Annotated in this window: 23 protein-coding genes and 1 pseudogene; 11 read left to right on the forward strand and 13 right to left on the reverse strand. The window is 70.4% G+C overall.

Features of this window, described 5'->3' with window-relative positions; genetic code table 11:
• Positions 1-25: 25 nt before the first annotated feature.
• Positions 26-940, reverse strand: a complete 915-nt coding sequence (locus tag ACICHK_RS25115; RefSeq protein WP_406838649.1) for a helix-turn-helix domain-containing protein — start codon at positions 938-940, stop codon at positions 26-28.
• A 174-nt stretch (positions 941-1,114) separates the two neighbouring features.
• On the opposite strand from ACICHK_RS25115, the gene ACICHK_RS25120 reads away from it, so the two are divergent.
• Positions 1,115-2,158, forward strand: a complete 1,044-nt coding sequence (locus ACICHK_RS25120; protein ID WP_406838650.1) for an NAD(P)-dependent alcohol dehydrogenase — start codon at positions 1,115-1,117, stop codon at positions 2,156-2,158.
• A gap of 95 nt (positions 2,159-2,253) precedes the next feature.
• Here ACICHK_RS25120 and ACICHK_RS25125 read toward each other — a convergent pair whose 3' ends face one another.
• A complete protein-coding gene (locus tag ACICHK_RS25125; RefSeq protein ID WP_406838651.1) occupies positions 2,254-3,486 on the reverse strand; it encodes a serine hydrolase domain-containing protein in 1,233 nt (410 codons plus the stop codon).
• Between the two features lie 313 nt (positions 3,487-3,799).
• Between ACICHK_RS25125 and ACICHK_RS25130 the strand changes: the two genes are divergently transcribed.
• From ACICHK_RS25130 to ACICHK_RS25140, 3 genes are read left to right on the forward strand one after another with little or no spacing between them, the layout of a single operon-like run.
• A complete protein-coding gene (locus tag ACICHK_RS25130; RefSeq protein ID WP_406838652.1) occupies positions 3,800-4,354 on the forward strand; it encodes a hypothetical protein in 555 nt (184 codons plus the stop codon).
• Between the two features lie 44 nt (positions 4,355-4,398).
• Complete coding sequence (locus ACICHK_RS25135) at positions 4,399-4,896, forward strand: Imm50 family immunity protein (protein WP_406838653.1); 498 nt, start codon at positions 4,399-4,401, stop codon at positions 4,894-4,896.
• Positions 4,886-5,287 (forward strand): Imm50 family immunity protein, encoded by a 402-nt coding sequence (locus ACICHK_RS25140; protein ID WP_406838654.1) that lies wholly within the window; start codon positions 4,886-4,888, stop codon positions 5,285-5,287. The genes ACICHK_RS25135 and ACICHK_RS25140 overlap by 11 nt, the downstream gene beginning before the upstream one ends.
• Positions 5,288-5,413: 126 nt before the next feature.
• Here ACICHK_RS25140 and ACICHK_RS25145 read toward each other — a convergent pair whose 3' ends face one another.
• Complete coding sequence (locus tag ACICHK_RS25145) at positions 5,414-5,797, reverse strand: hypothetical protein (RefSeq protein WP_406838655.1); 384 nt, start codon at positions 5,795-5,797, stop codon at positions 5,414-5,416.
• On the reverse strand, positions 5,794-6,003 hold the full coding sequence (locus ACICHK_RS25150) for a hypothetical protein (RefSeq protein ID WP_406838656.1): 210 nt from the start codon (positions 6,001-6,003) through the stop codon (positions 5,794-5,796). The genes ACICHK_RS25145 and ACICHK_RS25150 overlap by 4 nt, the downstream gene beginning before the upstream one ends.
• Positions 6,004-6,291: 288 nt before the next feature.
• Here ACICHK_RS25150 and ACICHK_RS25155 point away from each other — a divergent pair, with 288 nt between their 5' ends.
• Positions 6,292-6,885, forward strand: coding sequence for a DUF4291 domain-containing protein (locus ACICHK_RS25155; protein WP_406838657.1), 594 nt, complete (start codon positions 6,292-6,294; stop codon positions 6,883-6,885).
• 199 nt (positions 6,886-7,084) lie between these two features.
• Here the strand turns inward: ACICHK_RS25155 and ACICHK_RS25160 are convergent, their stop codons facing one another.
• The 4 genes and pseudogenes from ACICHK_RS25160 to ACICHK_RS25175 all read right to left on the reverse strand — a co-directional run bounded on the left by ACICHK_RS25160 (position 7,085) and on the right by ACICHK_RS25175 (position 9,687).
• Positions 7,085-7,357, reverse strand: a complete 273-nt coding sequence (locus ACICHK_RS25160) for a hypothetical protein (RefSeq protein WP_355210700.1) — start codon at positions 7,355-7,357, stop codon at positions 7,085-7,087.
• A complete protein-coding gene (locus ACICHK_RS25165) occupies positions 7,354-7,707 on the reverse strand; it encodes a DUF6247 family protein (RefSeq protein ID WP_406838658.1) in 354 nt (117 codons plus the stop codon). The genes ACICHK_RS25160 and ACICHK_RS25165 overlap by 4 nt, the downstream gene beginning before the upstream one ends.
• A gap of 149 nt (positions 7,708-7,856) precedes the next feature.
• Positions 7,857-8,443 (reverse strand): annotated as a pseudogene (locus ACICHK_RS25170) (DUF4291 domain-containing protein); the annotation flags it as partial.
• Between the two features lie 125 nt (positions 8,444-8,568).
• Positions 8,569-9,687 (reverse strand): hypothetical protein, encoded by a 1,119-nt coding sequence (locus ACICHK_RS25175; protein ID WP_406838659.1) that lies wholly within the window; start codon positions 9,685-9,687, stop codon positions 8,569-8,571.
• A 135-nt stretch (positions 9,688-9,822) separates the two neighbouring features.
• Here ACICHK_RS25175 and ACICHK_RS25180 point away from each other — a divergent pair, with 135 nt between their 5' ends.
• Entirely contained in the window at positions 9,823-10,977 is a 1,155-nt protein-coding gene (locus ACICHK_RS25180; protein WP_406838660.1) for a cystathionine gamma-synthase, read from the forward strand.
• A 176-nt stretch (positions 10,978-11,153) separates the two neighbouring features.
• Here the strand turns inward: ACICHK_RS25180 and ACICHK_RS25185 are convergent, their stop codons facing one another.
• From ACICHK_RS25185 to ACICHK_RS25195, 3 genes are all read right to left on the reverse strand, one after another.
• On the reverse strand, positions 11,154-11,405 hold the full coding sequence (locus ACICHK_RS25185; RefSeq protein WP_406838661.1) for a hypothetical protein: 252 nt from the start codon (positions 11,403-11,405) through the stop codon (positions 11,154-11,156).
• The gene (locus tag ACICHK_RS25190) at positions 11,402-11,899 is read right to left on the reverse strand and encodes a sigma factor-like helix-turn-helix DNA-binding protein (protein WP_406838662.1); all 498 of its coding nucleotides are present in this window, start codon (positions 11,897-11,899) and stop codon (positions 11,402-11,404) included. The genes ACICHK_RS25185 and ACICHK_RS25190 overlap by 4 nt, the downstream gene beginning before the upstream one ends.
• A gap of 217 nt (positions 11,900-12,116) precedes the next feature.
• Positions 12,117-12,623, reverse strand: coding sequence for a MarR family winged helix-turn-helix transcriptional regulator (locus ACICHK_RS25195; RefSeq protein ID WP_406841316.1), 507 nt, complete (start codon positions 12,621-12,623; stop codon positions 12,117-12,119).
• Between the two features lie 165 nt (positions 12,624-12,788).
• Between ACICHK_RS25195 and ilvA the strand changes: the two genes are divergently transcribed.
• The 3 genes from ilvA to ACICHK_RS25210 all read left to right on the forward strand — a co-directional run bounded on the left by ilvA (position 12,789) and on the right by ACICHK_RS25210 (position 16,080).
• The gene (ilvA, locus tag ACICHK_RS25200) at positions 12,789-14,018 is read left to right on the forward strand and encodes a threonine ammonia-lyase (protein ID WP_406838663.1); all 1,230 of its coding nucleotides are present in this window, start codon (positions 12,789-12,791) and stop codon (positions 14,016-14,018) included.
• 197 nt (positions 14,019-14,215) lie between these two features.
• A complete protein-coding gene (locus ACICHK_RS25205; RefSeq protein WP_406838664.1) occupies positions 14,216-15,226 on the forward strand; it encodes an ATP-binding cassette domain-containing protein in 1,011 nt (336 codons plus the stop codon).
• Positions 15,223-16,080, forward strand: a complete 858-nt coding sequence (locus ACICHK_RS25210) for an ABC transporter permease (protein WP_406838665.1) — start codon at positions 15,223-15,225, stop codon at positions 16,078-16,080. Before ACICHK_RS25205 ends, ACICHK_RS25210 begins: the two co-directional genes overlap by 4 nt.
• A 124-nt stretch (positions 16,081-16,204) precedes the next feature.
• On the opposite strand, the gene greA is transcribed toward ACICHK_RS25210, so the two are convergent.
• Together greA and ACICHK_RS25220 are read right to left on the reverse strand one after the other, a co-directional pair.
• A complete protein-coding gene (greA, locus tag ACICHK_RS25215) occupies positions 16,205-16,702 on the reverse strand; it encodes a transcription elongation factor GreA (RefSeq protein ID WP_151469970.1) in 498 nt (165 codons plus the stop codon).
• Between the two features lie 210 nt (positions 16,703-16,912).
• Positions 16,913-17,314 (reverse strand): DUF4307 domain-containing protein, encoded by a 402-nt coding sequence (locus ACICHK_RS25220; protein ID WP_406838666.1) that lies wholly within the window; start codon positions 17,312-17,314, stop codon positions 16,913-16,915.
• Between the two features lie 151 nt (positions 17,315-17,465).
• Here ACICHK_RS25220 and mca point away from each other — a divergent pair, with 151 nt between their 5' ends.
• On the forward strand, positions 17,466-18,347 hold the full coding sequence (gene mca, locus ACICHK_RS25225; RefSeq protein ID WP_406838667.1) for a mycothiol conjugate amidase Mca: 882 nt from the start codon (positions 17,466-17,468) through the stop codon (positions 18,345-18,347).
• Positions 18,340-18,600 carry a hypothetical protein gene (locus ACICHK_RS25230; protein WP_406838668.1) on the forward strand — a complete coding sequence of 87 codons (261 nt, stop codon included), beginning with the start codon at positions 18,340-18,342 and terminating at the stop codon, positions 18,598-18,600. The genes mca and ACICHK_RS25230 overlap by 8 nt, the downstream gene beginning before the upstream one ends.
• Positions 18,601-18,689: the final 89 nt, after the last annotated feature.

An 18,689-nucleotide genomic window follows, 5' to 3' on the forward strand; every position in this document is an offset into this window, starting at 1 on the left:
CGGGAGGCGGACCGGGGGGAACGGATCACCGGGGCGACGGCGAGCCCGCGCGGGTGGCGTCCGTTCCCCACGACGCCAGCAGCCGCAATGCCTCGGCCGAGGCCGACCCCGGCTCCGCGTGATACGTGACCAGCGCCAGCTCGCTGTCGCCGGCCAGCCGGAACGACTCGAACTGCAGCGCCAGGTCGCCCACCAGCGGATGCCGCAGCAGCTTCACCCCGTGGTTCTTCTCCTTCACGTCGTGCGTCGCCCACAGCCGCCGGAAGTCCTCGCTCTTCACCGACAGCTCCCCGACCAGCGCGGCCAGCTGCGGATCGTCCGGATGACAGCCCGCGTCCATGCGCAGCAGACAGACGATGTCGATCGCCTTCTGCTCCCACTCCACGAACAGCTCCCGGTACTCGGGCTTCAGGAAGGCCATGCGCGCCCAGTTCCGCTCCTGGGGCGGCAGCTCCGACCAGTCCCCGAAGACCGCCGCGGCCATCCGGTTCCACACGAGCACGTCGGAGCGCCGCCCGCTGATGTACGCCGGGACGCCGTCGAACGCGTCGAGGAGCTGGCGCAGGGAGCCGCGCACCTGCTGCGGCCGGGCCGTCTGCCGCTTCTTGTGCTGCTTGGGCTTCGCGAGGTGCGTGAGGTGGTTGTGCTCGGCGTCCGTCAGCCGCAGCGCCCGCGCGATCGCGTCCAGCACCTCCGCCGACACATTGCGTCCATGGCCCTGTTCGAGGCGCGTGTAGTAGGCGACGGACACCCCGGCCAGCTGGGCCAGCTCCTCGCGGCGCAGTCCGGGCACCCGGCGGTGCCGTCCGAAGTCGGGCATCCCGACGTCCTCCGGCTTCAGCCGGGCACGGCGGCTGCGCAGGAACTCGCTCAGCTCGGCGCGCCGGTCGAGAGGGCGGGCCGCCTCACCGGCGGGCCCCGTGGAGGGCTGTTCATCCATACAGCCAGTATCGACGGTCGTACGACGAGGAGCCTGACCCCGCCAGTGGTAGGACCAGCGAACGTACGCAGAACCGTGGCCTGGGTGAACCCCACGGGACCGGGCAGGCTGGACGCCGTGCCCGGCACAAGAGAGCCGGGCACGGACCACCCCCCTTCCGAGGAGAACCCCGGCATGACCACTGTCGTTGCGTACGCCGCTCCCGCCGCCAAGGCTCCGCTGGAGCGCACCACCATCGAGCGGCGCGAGGTCAGGGAGCACGACGTCCTGATCGACATCAAGTTCGCCGGCATCTGCCACTCCGACATCCACCAGGCCCGCGAGGGCTGGGGGAAGGCCATCTTCCCGATGGTGCCGGGCCACGAGATCGCCGGCATCGTCGCCGAGGTCGGCTCCGGCGTCACCAAGTTCAAGGTCGGCGACCGCGTGGGCGTCGGCTGCCTGGTCGACTCCTGCCGCGAGTGCGACAACTGCGAGGCCGGCCTGGAGCAGTACTGCACCGGCGGCGGTGTCGGCACGTACAACGCCGTCGGCAAGGACGGAGAGCCCACCTACGGCGGCTACTCCCAGAAGATCGTCGTCGACGAGAACTACACCCTGCGCATCCCGGACGGCATCTCCCTCGACGTCGCCGCGCCGCTGCTCTGCGCCGGCATCACCACGTACTCCCCGCTCAAGCACTGGAACGCCGGCCCCGGCAAGAAGGTCGCCGTCCTCGGCATGGGCGGTCTCGGCCACATGGGCGTCAAGATCGCCCACGCCCTCGGCGCCGAGGTCACGGTCCTCTCCCAGTCGCTGCGCAAGAAGGACGACGGCCTGAAGCTCGGCGCCGACCACTACTACGCCACCAGCGACCCGGAGACCTTCAAGGAGCTGCGCGGCACGTTCGACCTGATCCTGTCCACCGTCTCCGCCCCGCTGGACCTGGACGCCTACCTCGCCCTGCTGCGCACGGACGGCGCGTTCGTGAACGTGGGCGCGCCCGAGGAGCCGGTCCGGCTCAACCTGTTCTCGGTGATCGGCGGCCGCAAGACCCTCGCGGGCTCCGGCATCGGCGGCATCCGGGAGACCCAGGAGATGCTGGACTTCTGCGCCGCGCACGGCTTCGGCGCCGAGATCGAGCTGATCGGGGCGTCCGAGATCAACGAGGCGTACGAGCGGGTGCTGGCGAGCGACGTCCGCTACCGCTTCGTGATCGACGCGGCCACGATCCGGTAGGCCGCCGACGCACGGCTCACAGGAGCGCCGCCGCGGGTCGTACGACCCGCGGCGGCGCTCCTTCTCGTCGGCGTCTCCTCGTCGGCGTCTTCCCGTCAGCGTCCGACCTCCGCCCCGGCGTAGACGTTGTCCGGGGTGACGATCCTGGTGACGGCGTTGGCGACCAGCGTGGACGGTTCCTGGCCCTGCACCGTGATGTCGGTGTTGATCATGATGACCAGGGTGGCCTTCTTCGAGGGCAGATGGACGGTGACGGTCTCGTACCCCGGCAGGGAGCCGTTGTGCCCGATCCAGCCGTTGGCGTCGAAGATCCCGAGGCCGTACGACAGCCCCGGGAAGCCGGTCGGCAGCGTCTTCAGGCGCTGCGCCTGGGTCCCGGGGCTGAGCAGGGTGCCGGTGGCGACGACCTCGGCCCAGTGCCGCAGGTCGCGCAGGTCCGAGATCATCGCCCCGGCAGCCCAGGCCCAGCTGGGGTTCCAGTCGGTGGCGTCCTCGACGGCACCGCCCAGGGTCTGGTCGGTGTAGCCGTGCGGGTGCGGCCGCGGGAACTCGGCCCCCTTCGGGAACAGCGTGTGCCGCAGCCCGGCGGGACGCAGGACCCGCCGGTGGATGAAGTCGCGCAGCCCCTGCCCGCCGGCCTTCTCGACGACCAGGCCCAGCAGGACGAGGTTGGTGTTGGAGTACTCGAACCGCGCGCCCGGCGCGAAGGTGTTCCGGTGCTTGAAGCCGTACGCGAGCAGTTCGCGCGGGGTGAAGGACCGCTGCGGATCGCTCAGCAGGTCGTGCTGGAAGTCCGCGTCGGAGGTGTACGGGAACAGGCCACTGCGCATCTCGGCGAGCTGGCGCAGGGTGATGTTCCGGCCGTCGGGGACCCCGGGGACGTAGCGCGAGATCGGGTCGTCGAGCCGGACCCGGTGCCGGTCCACGAGTTCGAGCAGCGCGGTGACGGTGAAGGTCTTGGTCTCGCTGCCGATCCGGACGTAGGAGCCGACGGACATCGGCTCGCGGGTGGCGGTGTCCGCGACACCGGTCGCGCGCACGTAGCTCCCCTTGCCGGGCATCCACAGTCCGACGACGACACCGGGAATGCCCGCCTGCCGCCGGACGTCCTCGACGGCCTTGTCCAGCCGGGCGCTCAGCCGGGGGTCCAGATCGCCGCGCGCGTCGCCGTACCCCGTGTCCCCGCCGCGTCCGGCCGCGGCCGTCGCGTGGACGCGGCCCGCGCCCTCCGCGGGAACCGCCCCGGCGGGGACCGCTGCCATCGGGGCCAGCACGGACGCCGCGAGCAGTGCCGCGGCGAACGGACGGCGGTGGGGGGTACGTCGCATGGGGCGCCTCTTCCAGATCAGCTCGGGTCCAGGTGCAGGCGCCCAGGTCAGGGGGACGCGGGGACACGAGGACGCGGGGACACGGGGGACATGGGGGACATGGGGACACGGGGAACAGACGGCAACACCACCATCCGCGCCCCCGGGGAGGGCTCCGGTCCGATCAGCGTTCCGGCAAGTCCACCCGATCGGAGTCCCGCGGCACGGAGGCAGGCGGTACGGTCCGCAACCATCGGGCGTGTTCGTGGGTCTGCGGTACGTCAGGAGCGACCAGGACCGGCGCGGGGTCCGGGACCGGAGCGGGACGAGTGGGATGAGCGGACGGACGAACCGCGGGGAACGGCTCCGGGAGAGGGTGCCGGCCGGGGGTCTGCTGCTCGTGGTCGCCGGTCTGTTCGCCGCGGGCGCCGTCGTCACCTGGCTCGCGGTGACGCACCTCGCCTACGCCTCGGGCCTGGCGGGCACCTCCGGTCACCTCGAGGTCGAGGCCTGCACGTGGAGCAGGAGCGGAGGGCACCGGTACCCGCACTGCCACGGCGTCTTCCGTTCCGACGACGGGACCGTGGTGGACCCCGGTGCCACGATCGACAGCCGCCTGTCCGTCGGCAGCACGGTCGGTCTGCGGCGGACGGCCTCCGGCGGCTACGAACGGACCGGCGCCGGCGCCCTGTTCGGATGGCTGGCGGTCTCCCTGCTCGGCCTGGCGGTACTGGTCCTGGGCGCCACGACCGCCGGCGTCCTGGCAGGCGCCCGCGGCAGCCCCCGCAAGCTGACGCTGCTGCTGGCCGGGCTGCTCGCCGCGATGCTGATCAGCGCGTTCGTCGGCGGAGTGGCGGGGATCGCCGGGGCGTACGGAGGAGGTCCATGAACATCCGAACGGGCAGGTCCCCGGCTGCGAGGAGCACTCCTGTGATGACCGTCGAGAAGTTTCTCGTCAATCCGGAGGTCCTGCGGTCTCTGTACGGCCGCATTCCCCCGTTGACGGAAATTCGGGTACGGTCGATCAACCTGAACTGGCGCGGACCCACGGTGACGCTACGCGTCGACTTGCCTTCTTATCCTGAGCCGGCGCCGCAGGAATGGACCGACGCGGGACTCGACACTGTGCAGTGTCAATTCCAGTTCCTGGCGGCGGAGGGGATCTCTCTCGCCGATTGGAATCCACCGGCTCTGGGCGGCCTGGAGATGGCTCCGTACGGAACCGGGCGGCGTATGCGGGTGACCTTCAAGGGGGAGGGTCTTTCACTGGAATTCGATTGCAGTGAATCCGTGCACGTCGGCCACGTGAGTGCGTTCAGAATCTCGGAGAACGGGCTCGACGACGGCAGGCACCTGTTCGTGAGCAAGATCGACGCTCGACGGCACGGTTCTCTTCCCGGCACCCAGGACAGGACGTTCTATGAGCGCTGATTGGTCACGGCTCCTCGCCTCCCCCGAATATCTGGGGAAACTGTACGGAAGCACACCGCCCTCGGTCGGCTCGTGCGATCCGTTCTCCGTGCACATCGACGAACGTGAGAACTCGGTGACCCTGGGGTTCGATACGCGGGTCATGCCGGTGCACGCCCCTGACGAATGGCGGGAGAAGAGATTCAACGCCTTCGAGTTCCACCTGGTCTTCGAAGGAGTGGGCGGACTCCGGGTCACCGGCTGGGACGCCGCTGCCGCGGGGAGGATCGGCATGACCGTCCGGGAGGAGAACTTCGAGGTGACCCTCGGGTCGCCCGAGTCGGGAATCGCGTTCCACGCCTCCACGGCCCGGTTGGCCAGGACCCACGCGTATCTCGCCTCGGGCGGCTGAGGGGCGAGCGGGGTGACGTCGTGGATGGAGACCGTCCACTCGTCGGCGTGGCGTCGCGCGGCCTCGCCGTTCACGGACCTTTCCAGCAGTTTCAAGAGCTCGACCGGACTGATTGGGCAGAGCCCCTCACCAGCCGAGTTGGTCGTCTCCCAGCACGGTGCTGCCGAGGTGTGCGGCGAGTTTCTCCGCCCGTGGAAGATCGCCCCATTTGCCGACGTGAACGAAGACGGTGTGGTGGTCGGCCGGCTGAGACAAGCTGACATCGTCGCCGTTGAAAACAACCTCCACGCCGTCGTACCCGGCGACGCCGGGCCGCTCCGCCTCGGCGTCGTCCGGCCATCTGCCGCCCCAGCCGATCGATGCCATTCCCTTCCCGACGGCTCGCACGAACCGCTCCTCCACGATGCCTGGTTGAACGTAGTGCAGGACCTCCAGAGGCAGTTCCGGCTCCAGCTCGGAGTCCTCCGCGGTGGTGATCGTCAAGTCGAAGTCCGCGTAGTCGTGTGTCACGGGGTCCATCGGGGATCGACGTAGTCGAACCTGGCGTCGGGAAGCACTGCCGCCATCCGCCGCGTGTCCTCGACAGTCAACACCTCGGCCATCAGGATCACCTCGTCGTCGCACTCCTCCAGCAGAGCTTTCAGGCGCAGTGCCTGCGTCCATGCCTCGACGGCGTCACTGGTGCGGAAGACGGGATACGCCCGCGAGTCACCCATGCGCCCACTCTCACACGAGGCAAAAAAGCGCTGCAATCGGGTTCTGCCGGGGCGCCCTGTCGGCTTCGGCAGCCTGAGGGTCCACATCCTCGGCTCTCTGACGTCCGCAGCCTTGCGGTCACATCGGTGCCTCGGGTGCGGCATTGCCGAGATGTCGCTTCACGTGCCGGACGCCACTTGGTCCGTACGGGAAACTGCCTGCCGCCTGCGGCCGGCGTGCTCCGTCGGATCGGGCAACGGGTCGAAAATCAGTGGTCACCCGAGCTGACCGGGCCCACGCTGTACGCCATGGAAGAACCGCAACGTCAGATCCGCGCAGCCCACACGGACTCCACGATCACCGTCTACCAGGCGTACCGCCCGGAGATCGGCGGACCCGCCGCCCGCAAGGGCCGTTTCCCCGCCGCGTGGAAGCCCGACCGTATGACGTGGATCAAGCCCAGCTTCATGTGGATGATGTACCGCTCCGGCTGGGGCCTGAAGGAGGGTCAGGAGACCGTCCTCGCCGTCGAGATCACCCGCGACGGCTTCGACTGGGCGCTGCGCAACGCGTGCCTGTCGCATTACGTGCGTGGCCTGCACCCCGATCGGGTCACCTGGCAGCGTGACCTCAAGCGCGCACCGGCCCGTGTGCAGTGGGATCCCGAACGTGATCTGCACCTGCGCCCCCTGCCGTACCGCTCGCTGCAACTCGGCCTCTCGGGTGAGGCCTCGGCGCGCTACGCGGACGAGTGGATCGTTTCCATCAACGACGTGACCCCGCTCGCCCACGAGATCCACGCACTCGTCAGGGACGGCGAACTGGACTCGGCCACCCGACTGCTCCCCCAGGAGCAGGTATATCCCGCCGGTGAAGAACTGCTGGCCCACCTGTGTGCCTGACCGGCGATCCGGGCGCAACCGTCGGCACCACCCACGGGTCACATGGCGGCAAAGGTCCGTGAACGCTGCTCGACGACTCACGTCGAGCCTGGCTCACAGACCTCTTGAGACTGTTGGCCTGCGGCAGCCAGGGCACCGGAAGCCGATGTCCGGTCTCGTCCTGGGCAGCTCTTGGAAGATGAGAGGGCCGGTGGGGTCGCTACAAAGCGTCGAACGGGGGAACGATACGGACGATGATGATGAGTGGCTCGCGCGGGGCCACGAGGAAGTAGAACCATCCGCCGGCAGCGTCCATGCGACGCAGACCACCCGGTCTCGGGCCGTTGCCGAGATCACTGACGTCGATTCCCGTACCGGCGAGCTCGACGAGTTGGGCGGCCAGGCGTTCGACTTCCGCCACGACGTGGGCTGGGAGGCCGCCTGCCACGTGGTCGTGATCAGGGTCGTACTCCCAGTGCCAGTCCGCGCTCACCGGGTCGAGAGACCGACGGCCGTGTGAGCTTCGTCGAGAAGTCGTCCGATCGCGGCGGCGGCCTGTCGTGCCTGCGTGGCGTCGCCCGCTTCGGCGGTGTTCTCCCAGCGGAGGAAATCCGCTGCCAGGCCGGGCTGGCGTTGGATGTGGACGTAGACGGCCCACTGGGTGATGAACCGCCGGAGAGGGGCGAGATCGGAGCCCTGCCGGGACTGGTCGGCCGCCTGGTCCAGCTCGCGCGTGAAGGCGGGGAGCGAGGCAGGTGCGATCTGACTGATGGCCTGCCGTAGTGCGGCGACCGTTGCAGGCGGCTGAGGAATGAGCGGTTGCTCAGCGGCTGGGGTGGTCATGGATGCTCCCATGGGCGCGATTCTGTCCCACGCCTCAGCCTAGCGGGCAGGAGCACTTTCGCTCCGCTCGAACGGGTGAGGGAGAAGCGATTCAGCTGTCGCCCGGACCGGCCCGGGGGCGGGAGGCCGGGTGGGCCCGTTGCTCGTTCCCGCAGGTGGGCGATGAGCTCGTCCTGGCCCGAACAGGGGTCTTCCTGGGGGAGCAGTCGGGTGGTCGAGCCCAAGTCACCGCCTCTGACGAGGGCGTGGATCTCATGGGTGAGTGGGTGACGTCCTCGATCGCGACGATCCATTCGTCCGCGTAACGTCGCGCGGCTTCACCCGAGAGGCCGAGTTGCAGGGACCGGTACGGCAGGGGCTGCAGCCGCAGGTCCCGCTCGGGGTCCCACCGCACCCGTGTGGGCGCTCGCTTCAGTTCCCGCTGCCAGGTTGCCTGGTTCTCGTGCACCCCTCGTACGTAGTGCGACAGGCACGCGTTGCGCAGTGCCCACTCGACCCCGTCGCGGCTGGTCTCGACGGCCAGGACGGTCTCCTGGCCCTCCTTCGTGCCCCAGCCGCAGCGGTACATCATCCACAGGAACGAGGGCTTGATCCGTGTCATCCGGTCCCGCTCCCACGTGACGGGGAAGCGGCCCTCGCGGGCGGCGGGGCCGCCGATCTGCGGGCGGTACGCCTGGTGGACGGTGACCGTGGATTCCGTGTGGAGCGCGCGGATCCGGCGTCGCGGTTGTTCCATGAGGTACGGGACGGGGTCCCCCGGCGTGTTTCTCCGAAGGGTTTTCGCGTGCCCGCGCCCCGACGGCCGGCTGCCGGCGCCGGGTGCCCGGCGGATGCCGGGCCGGCGTCGGCTCCCCGTCGGTGTCAGTGCGACAGCGTCGCCGGGCTGCCGCCGTTCGCCTCGTATCCGGCCACCGCCAGGGCGCGGTATATCGCGTAGTCCGCGGCCGGGTCCTGGCTCAGGGTCCAGGGCAGGGCACCGACGTGGCCGTCCACGTGCACCAGCTGGTTCATCGCCTCGGACCAGCGCTCGCCGCGGACCAGGAAGCAGATCAGCAGGTGGCGGACGTGGGCGAGCATCGGGTCGTCGGGGCGGGCCGCGTGGACCGCGTACAGCGCGCCGTGGACCGCCTTGGTCACGACCTCGCTCTGGTAGAAGCTCTGGACCAGGTTCACCTCGGGAAGGTGCTCGAAGACCGCGAAGAGCGGCATCGCCGCGAGGAGGGAGCCCTGCGGCGCGCGGGCCGCGGCCGACTCCGCGAAGGCGTACGCCGTCTCCCGCGAGCCGTGCCACTTCTCGCACCAGTAGTGCAGGGCCGCCAGATGCGCGCCCATGTGGGAGGGCGCGCGGTCCAGGATCTTCAGCCAGAGCTTCTCGAACTCCGTCTGGGAGTAGCCGAGTCCACGGGCCACCGACAGCTCGATGATGTACGGGATCGGGTCACCGGGGGACAGCAGCGCCGCGTCGCCGCACGCGGACCGCGCCTCCTCCATGATGATCCGGAAGTCGTCGGTCCCCGGCGTCGACGTCCGCCAGGCCTGCTGCACCAGGAACTCGGCGTGCACCGCGGCGCCGCCCGCGTCCTTGGGGGCCTCGGCGCGCCACACCCGCAGCCACTGCCCGCCCGGCGTCTCGCTGACCCCGCCGGGGCGCTGCTGGAGCTCCAGCGACGCGGCACCCGCGAAGGCCTGCACCCGCTGCCAGCGGGTCTCGCCCTCGGTCTCGGTGCCGGCGAGCAGCTGCGAGGCCGCGCGGTAGTCCTGGGTCCGCTGCACCACGTCCAGGACGTCCAGCAGGTCCGCGTCCGGGCCGGGCATGCGGATGTCCAGCTCCTCCTGGCGCAGGAAGCCGTAGTCCGCCGGGTCCGCCGCGTCGGGGTCGCCGGGCGTGACCAGCTGAATACCGGAGCTCCTGCGCCGGAACACCGGCAGCAGGACCATGCTGAACATGGCCAGCGCCATCAGGACCCAGAGAATCACCATGGCTCAAGCGAACCAGACGGGTCCGACAATTGGCCAACCCGGTCCCCTCATGCCTGTCACGTTCTCGTGAAGCCGTTCTCCGCCGCCAGGGCGTACGCCGTCATGAACCCCGGCGGAGCACTACGCTCGGGACTCATGAGCGACAGGCACATCAGTCAGCATTTCGAGACGATCGCGATCCACGCGGGCAACACCGCCGACCCCCTCACCGGAGCGGTCGTCCCGCCGATCTACCAGGTCTCGACCTACAAGCAGGACGGCGTCGGCGGTCTGCGCGGCGGCTACGAGTACAGCCGCAGCGCCAACCCCACCAGGACCGCCCTGGAGGAGAACCTCGCGGCTCTGGAGGGCGGTCGCCGCGGCCTCGCGTTCGCGTCGGGACTGGCGGCCGAGGACTGCCTGTTGCGTACGCTGCTCAGCCCCGGTGACCACGTGGTGATCCCCAACGACGCGTACGGCGGCACCTTCCGGCTGTTCGCCAAGGTCGTCTCCCGCTGGGGCGTGGAGTGGTCGGTGGCCGACACCAGCGACCCCGAGTCGGTACGGGCCGCGCTGACCCCGAAGACCAAGGTGATCTGGGTCGAGACGCCCTCCAACCCCCTCCTCGGCATCACGGACATCGCCGTGGTCGCGCAGATCGCGCGTGAGGCGGGCGCCCGGCTCGTCGTCGACAACACCTTCGCGACCCCCTACCTCCAGCAGCCGCTCGCGCTCGGCGCGGACGTCGTCGTGCACTCCCTGACCAAGTACATGGGCGGTCACTCGGACGTCGTGGGCGGTGCCCTGATCACCGGCGACCAGGAACTCGGCGAGGAGCTGGCGTACCACCAGAACGCGATGGGCGCGGTCGCCGGGCCCTTCGACTCCTGGCTGGTGCTGCGCGGCACCAAGACGCTCTCCGTGCGCATGGACCGGCACAGCGAGAACGCGGGCCGGATCGCCGAGATGCTCACCCGGCACGCGCGCGTGACGAGCGTCCTGTACCCGGGCCTCCCGGAGCACCCCGGTCACGAGATCGCCGCCAAGCAGATGAAGGCGTTCGGCGGCATGGTCTCCTTCCGGGTCGAGGGCGGCGAGGAGGCGGCCGTCGAGGTCTGCAACCGCGCCAAGGTGTTCACGCTCGGGGAGTCGCTGGGCGGGGTGGAGTCCCTGATCGAGCACCCGGGACGCATGACGCACGCCTCGGCCGCCGGTTCGGCGCTGGAGGTCCCCGCCGACCTCGTCCGCATCTCCGTGGGCATCGAGAACATCGAGGACCTGCTCCAGGACCTGCAGCAGGCCCTGGGCTGACCGGGAGGCGCCCCGCGGCTCCGCGCCCTCGCCGTCCGCGGCTTCTCGCCGTCCGGGGTCCCGCGCCCTCGGTGTCCGCGGCTTCTCGCCGTCCGGGGTCCCGCGCCTTCGCCCTCCGCGGTCCGACGCCCTCGCCCTCCGCGGGCCGGCTCGCGGACGCGGACGGCGAGGGCCGGTCACCAGCCCGTCAGCGGTGGGGTCGTCTCCGACGGCGGCTCCACCCACGGACGGACCGTCGCCGCCCAGACGGTGAAGACGACGGCCGCGGTGAGCAGCACCAGCCACAGCAGCCGCCGGGCCGCCTTCCTGCGGCGCAGCATGCGCCCTCCGCGGCGTACGGCCGCGCCGTACAGGTCGGGCGGCACCGGGGGCGGGGGTTCCCGCTCCAGGATCCGCCGTACGGCCGCCTCGCGCTCCGACAGGTTCATGATGGTGCCACCTCCACCCTGGCCGGCACCGGGCCGCGGGGCGGGTGCAGCAGCGTCGCCATGGCGCGGGCGCAGATCGCCCGTACCCGTTCCGCGGGGAGGCCGAGCAGGGCGGCCGCCTGCTCCTCGGCGACCCCCTCGTACAGCCTGAGGACGAGGATCAGCCGTTCCTGGGGCGTGAGCCGGGCCAGGCCGTGGTCCGGACAGGCGCGCCGGCGCCCGAAGCCCCCGTACTGGTACCAGGCGGCGCGCTGGAAGCGCACGGCCAGTTGCCGGCGGGTGCTGTCGTAGGGGTCCTCGCCGTGCAGCCGGTCCCAGGAGGCGTACGTATGGGCGAGGGCCAGCGTCAGCAGCCGCCGCGCGCGCGGGTTGGCGTCCCGGGGCTCCGCGGTGAGCAGCGTGGCGGTGTGCAGCAGCCGGCCCGCCGCGCCCGCCACGAACGACTCGAAGTCCCGGGCCCGGCGGACGCCTTGGGAGGCACGCCGTTCTCGCACCGTGCCTCCCGCCTGAGGGTGACCATGAGGAGGGGCCCGCGGCCGCGTACGACCCGTCACACCGTGTGCGACGGGGGCCCGGTCTCATATGAGGCCAGACGACGCCTTCCGGTCAAGGGTCCGGCGCGCACGTGCGTGAACACGTGCGTGAACACGTGCGTGAAGGGGCGCCGGTGCTCCGGGGGCACCGGGTGCGGCGCGCCGGACCCCGCGCGGCTCAGGAGGCCGGCTCGGACTCCGGCGCCGGCATGCCCTGGGTCGCCTGGCGGGCGGAGAGCGCGCCGTTGAAGCGGGTGAGGAGCGCGCAGAACACCTCGCGCTCCTCGGGTGCCCAATCGTGTGTCAGCTCGGCCATCAACTGACGCCGGGAGACGCGCACTTCGTCGAGCCGGGACTGGCCGCGCGGGGACAGCTGGAGCACCACGGCACGTCCGTCCTCGGGGTGCGAGGTGCGCTTGACGAGTCCGGTGTCGACCAGCGGGGCGACCTGCCGGGTGACGGTCGAGGAGTCGATGCCCATGCTCGCCGCGAGCGCCTTGACGCCCATCGGGCCTTCCTTGTCCAGGCGGTTGAGCAGCAGGTAGGCGGCCCGGTCCATGGAGTTGCGCACCTGCCCCACCCCGCCGAGCCGGGTCTGTTCCGCACGGCGCGCGAAGACCGCGACCTCGTGCTGAAGGGCTTCGAGAAGACCGGTGTCACCGACGGTCGTCATGTCCATCGACATCTCTGGTGTAGTGGGCATGGCCGGGGGCTCAATTCATGCGTGGGGAGCTGGGTTGGGGGACAGGTTACGCGGCCGGGGCGCGGGCCGTACCGGCGCTGCGCAAACCGGGTCTCGGAGGGTGGTCACCACGGAAGCGCGCCCGCGTGAACTGCGAGACTGGCGGTCATGAGCTACAGCACGGCTGACTCCTTTCCCAGTGTGACCCTCGACGACGTGCGCGGCGCGCAGAAGATGCTCTCGGGTGTGGCACGGGTGACCGCGATGGAGGGCAGCAGGTACCTGTCCCGGCTGGTGGGCGCGCCGGTGCAGTTCAAGTGCGAGAACCTCCAGCGGACGGGATCGTTCAAGCTGCGCGGCGCGTACGTGCGGATCGCGGGCCTGCTCCCGGAGGAGCGCGCCGCGGGTGTCGTCGCGGCGAGCGCGGGCAACCACGCGCAGGGCGTCGCGCTCGCGTCCTCGCTGCTCGGTGTGCGGTCCACCGTGTTCATGCCGAACGGCGCCCCGCTGCCGAAGGTCGCGGCCACCCGCGAGTACGGCGCCGAGGTGAGGCTGCACGGGCAGGTGGTCGACGAGACCCTGGCCGCGGCGCAGGAGTACGCGCGGCGCACGGGCGCCGTGTTCATCCACCCCTTCGACCATCCCGACATCATCGCGGGCCAGGGCACGGTGGGCCTGGAGATCCTGGAGCAGTGCCCGGAGGCGCGCACGATCGTCCTGGGGATCGGCGGCGGCGGGCTCGCGGCGGGCGTGGCCCTCGCGGTGAAGTCGCTGCGCCCGGACATCCGGATCGTCGGGGTGCAGGCGGAGGGCGCGGCGGCCTACCCGCCCTCGCTCGCGGCCGGGCGGCCGCTGTCGATCGACAACCCGGTCACGATGGCCGACGGCATCAAGGTCGGCCGTCCCGGCGACGTGCCGTTCCGCCTGGTCGAGGAGCTGGTCGACGAGGTCCGTACGGTCTCCGAGAACGATCTGTCCAGCGCGCTGCTGCTGTGCCTGGAGCGCGCCAAGCTGGTCGTCGAACCGGCCGGCGCCAGCTCCGTCGCGGCGCTGCTGCGCGATCCCGGCTCCTTCGAGGGCCCGGTGGTGGCGCTGCTGTCGGGCGGGAACGTGGATCCGCTGCTGATGCAGCGCATCCTGCGGCACGGCATGGCGGCGGGCGGCCGCTATCTGGCGGTCACGCTGCGGCTCACCGACCGGCCCGGCGCCCTCGCCACGCTCCTCGGGGTGCTGTCGGTGGCGGACGCCAACGTCCTCGACGTGAGCCACGTGCGGACCGATCCGCGGCTCGGGCTCACCGAGGTGGAGGTCGAGCTGCACCTGGAGACGAAGGGGCACGAGCACTGCGCCGAGGTGAACCTGGCGCTGCGCGAGGCGGGGTACACGGTCATCGACTGAGGCCGCGGCCGCCCGGGGAGTCCGGCCGCCGTCCTCGGAAAAATCCATTGAGCGACGCGATACATCGCGTTACGGTGGGCGTTCGGATCGGCGCCGACGGGCCGGAGCGATGACTTTCTCGTCGTACACCAGTCTCCAGTACGCGCATCCGAAATCGCGCGCACATCCGAAAATCCCCAACGACGTGGAGAACACTCATGCCGGGCGCCATATACGCCGAAGGCCTGGTGAAGACCTTCGGTGACGTAAGGGCTCTGGACGGCGTCGACCTCGATGTCCCGGAAGGAACCGTGCTCGGCCTGCTCGGGCCGAACGGCGCGGGCAAGACGACCGCGGTCCGCTGTCTGACCACCCTGCTGCGCCCCGACAGCGGCAGGGCCGTCGTCGCGGGTGTCGACGTGCTCAAGGACCCCGACGCGGTACGGCGCAGGGTCGGCCTCTCCGGGCAGTTCGCGGCGGTCGACGAGTACCTGACCGGCCGCGAGAACCTCCAGATGGTCGGACAGCTCTACCAGATGCGGGCGAAGGCCGCGAAGGTCCGCGCGGACGAACTGCTGGAGCAGTTCAACCTCGCCGACGCCGCCGACCGCACCGCGAAGACGTACTCGGGCGGCATGCGCCGCCGCCTCGACCTCGCGGCGGCCCTGGTGGTGTCGCCCCCGGTGATGTTCATGGACGAACCCACCACCGGCCTCGACCCGCGCAACCGCCAGCAGCTGTGGGACGTCATCAAGCGGCTCGTCTCCGGCGGTACGACGCTGCTGCTGACCACCCAGTACCTCGAAGAGGCCGACCACCTCGCGCACGACATCTGCGTGGTCGACCACGGCCGCGTCATCGCCCGCGGCACCGCCGACCAGCTCAAGGCGCAGACCGGCGGCGAGCGCGTCGAGGTCGTCGTGCACGAGCGCGAGCACATCGCGACCGCCTCCGAGGTGCTGCGCGGCTTCGGCAAGGGCGAGGCGACGGTCGAGGAGCACACCCGCAAGCTCACCGTGCCCGTCACCGGCGGCGCGAAGCTCCTCGCGGAGGTGATCCGCGAGCTGGACGGCCGTGGCATCGAGATCGACGACATCGGCCTGCGCCGTCCCACCCTCGACGACGTCTTCCTCTCGCTCACCGGTCACGTGGCCGAGGAGAAGGCCGAGGGGGACGGCGGGCCGGCGGACGCCCGGACGGGCAGGAACAGGAAGGAGACCGCCAAGTGAGCGCCGTCGGCGACGCCGTGCGGATCACGGCACCCTCGAACCCGGTCTACCAGTCGATCCGGGACTCCCTGGTCATCGCACGCAGGAACCTGATCCGCATGAGCCGGATCCCCGAGATGGTCATTTTCGGGCTGATCCAGCCGATCATGTTCGTGGTTCTGTTCACGTACGTCTTCGGCGGATCCATGAAGATCGGCGGCAGCACCAGCGCCACCGCCTACACCAACTTCCTGATGGCCGGCATCTTCGCCCAGACGGTCACCTTCGCCACCGCGGGGGCCGGCGCGGGCATCGCCGACGACATGCACAAGGGCCTCATCGACCGCTTCCGGTCGCTGCCCATGGCGCGGGGCGCGGTGCTCACCGGCCGCACCCTGGCCGACCTCGTGCAGACCGCGCTGACCCTGCTGGTCCTCGCGCTGGTGGCCCTGATGGTCGGCTGGCGGGTCGGCTCGTACGGCAGCACCAACGCGTTCCGCGTCCTCGGGGCCTTCGGGCTGCTGCTCCTGCTCGGGTACGCGTTCACCTGGATCGGCGCGCTCATCGGCCTGTCCGTGCGGACGCCCGAGGCGGCCACCTCCGGCGGGCTGATCTGGCTCTTCCCGGTCACGTTCATCTCGAACGCGTTCGTGGACACCAGCAACATGACCCCCTGGCTGCGCCACGTCGCGGACTGGAACCCGTTCAGCGCCACCGTGCAGGCGTGCCGGGTGCTGTTCGCCAACCCGGGGCAGTCGACGTCCGACGCCTGGCCCATGCAGCACCCCGTCTGGGCCTCGGTGATCTACTCGGTCCTGATCGTGGTGATCTTCCGGACGCTCGCCGTCCGAAAGTACCGCTCGGCGACGGCGTGACCCGCCGTCCGGCGACCGCGTGACGCGTCGCCCGGCGACGGCGTGACGCGGCCGCGCGGATCGACGCGGACATGACGATGCCCCCGGCGTGCTGCCGGGGGCATCGTCGTCGCCTGTCCGGGACTCAGCCCCGGTGCGGTTCGGCCTTGAGGATCTTCACCGAGGCGAGCTTGCCGTTCGGCAGCTCGTACTGGGCGTCCTCGCCGACCTTCTTGCCGTTCACTCCGGCGCCCAGGGGGGACTGCGGAGAGTACGTCTCGATGTCGGAGCTCGCGTATTCGCGGGAACCGAGCAGGAACTCCAGGGTGTCGTCCTCGTCGCCGTCGAAGGCGATGGTCACGACCATGCCCGGTGCGACCACACCGTCCGCCGCGGGAGCCTCGCCGACCTTGGCGTTCTCCAGGAGCTGGGTCAGCTGGCGCACACGGAGCTCCTGCTTGCCCTGCTCTTCCTTGGCCGCGTGGTACCCGCCGTTCTCGCGCAGGTCGCCCTCCTCGCGCGCGGCCGCGATCTTGGCGGCGATCTCCGTGCGCGCAGGACCAGACAGGTACTCCAGCTCGGCCCTGAGCTGGTTGTACGCCTCCTGGGTCAGCCAGGTGACGTTCTCGCTGGTCTGGGTCACAGGTGCTCCTCGTAGGTACTGGGAATACAAAGCATCGCCCTACCCTGAAGCATGTTCTCTCACGGGTGGGCGAAACCACGAGCCTAACAATTCAGCGGCTCGGAGGGGAGGACATAAGGCATCAGAATTTCATCGACGCAGGTCAGACGCCGGTCGCCCGGAGTGATGGGACCTGTGCCGATGCCGTCCGGCCCGAGTCGGCGGTGCCGCTCAGCCCGAATGGCAGCCGAGGAGTTCCGCCGTGGAACCCCGGGCCGTCGTACGCAGGGTAACCACCTTGTCGAGGCGGGACGAGTGCTGGTCGAAGCGGAAGTCCGCGCGGCCCACCTCGGCGCCGTCCGCGCTCTGCGACCGCAGCGTGCAGTAACCCTTCGTACCCGCGTTCTTGTGCACCTCCAGGTGCACCTCGACCGCGCTGTCCGAGACGGCGTCGAAGGTGATCACCTGTGCGCTGATCTCGGCTCCGGCGACGTAGTCGTAGCCGAACCAGCCGACCAGGCCGATCAGGGCGACGCCCAGGACACCGCCGACGATCTTGAGCTTCCGGTCGGCACGCTCGTCGGCGGAGCGGCCGTACCGGCCCTCGGGCAGCTGCGCGCTCGCCGTGCTCATGATCGTCCTCTCGGCCGGTATCCGCGGGACGGACCCCGGAATTATTCGCCCCCCGATTCCGTCACTATAGAAGCCGCCCAGAGCGCGGAATCACGCCGGGCGCCGACAGCCGACCCGCTCAGGCGACAGCCGACCGACCGAGGATTGAGTCTTGACTGACCAGCTGCGACTGATGGCCGTGCACGCCCACCCCGACGACGAGTCGAGCAAGGGTGCGGCGACCATGGCGAAGTACGTGTCCGAGGGGGTGGACGTGCTGGTCGTGACCTGCACGGGCGGGGAGCGCGGCTCCATCCTCAACCCCAAGCTCCAGGGCGACAAGTACATCGAGGAGAACATCCACGAGGTACGCAAGAAGGAGATGGACGAGGCCCGCGAGATCCTCGGCGTCAAGCAGGAGTGGCTCGGCTTCGTCGACTCGGGCCTGCCCGAGGGCGACCCGCTGCCGCCGCTGCCCGAGGGCTGCTTCGCCCTGGAGGACATCGACAAGGCGGCCGGCGAGCTGGTCAAGCAGATCCGCTCGTTCCGCCCGCAGGTGATCACCACGTACGACGAGAACGGTGGCTACCCGCACCCCGACCACATCATGACCCACAAGATCACGATGGTGGCGTTCGAGGGCGCGACGGACACCGAGAAGTACCCCGAGTCCGAGTTCGGTCCGGCGTTCCAGCCGCAGAAGCTCTACTACAACCAGGGCTTCAACCGCCCGCGCACCGAGGCGCTGCACAACGCGCTTCTCGAACGCGGGATGGAGTCGCCGTACGGGGACTGGCTGAAGCGCTGGAGCGAGTTCGAGCGCGCCGAGCGCACGCTGACCACGCACGTCCCGTGCGCGGACTTCTTCGAGATCCGTGACAAGGCGCTGATCGCGCACGCCACGCAGATCGACCCGGACGGCGGCTGGTTCAAGGTCCCCATGGAGATCCAGCGGGAGGTCTGGCCGACCGAGGAGTACGAGCTCGCCAAGTCCCTCGTGGACACATCCCTCCCCGAGGACGACCTCTTTGCGGGCATCCGCGACAATGCCTGACATGAGCGCAAGCCTGGCACTGACGCACCTCGTCCCCCTCGCCAAGGAGGTCGACGAGAACAAGGTCACCCCCGGCGTCCTCGGCTTCATCGTCTTCGCGGTGATGGCCCTGGCCGTCTGGGGTCTGATGAAGTCCATGAACCGTCACATGGGCAAGGTCTCCTTCGAGCAGGACCCCGAGGGCGGGCCGGAGGGCCCGGGCGGCACGGACCGTTCCGCCTCCGGCGGCCGGCCCAGCCCGGCGAAGGGCTGAGCGGACACCGCACCCCGGCCGAGCGGACACCGCACCCCGCGGGATCCGTGACCCCCGCGGGGCCCGGTCCCCGCCGGGGTCCGGTTCCT

It is taken from the genome of Streptomyces sp. AHU1 (genome assembly GCF_045343905.1).
In the GTDB taxonomy this organism is placed as follows: Bacteria; Actinomycetota; Actinomycetes; order Streptomycetales; family Streptomycetaceae; genus Streptomyces; species Streptomyces triticiradicis.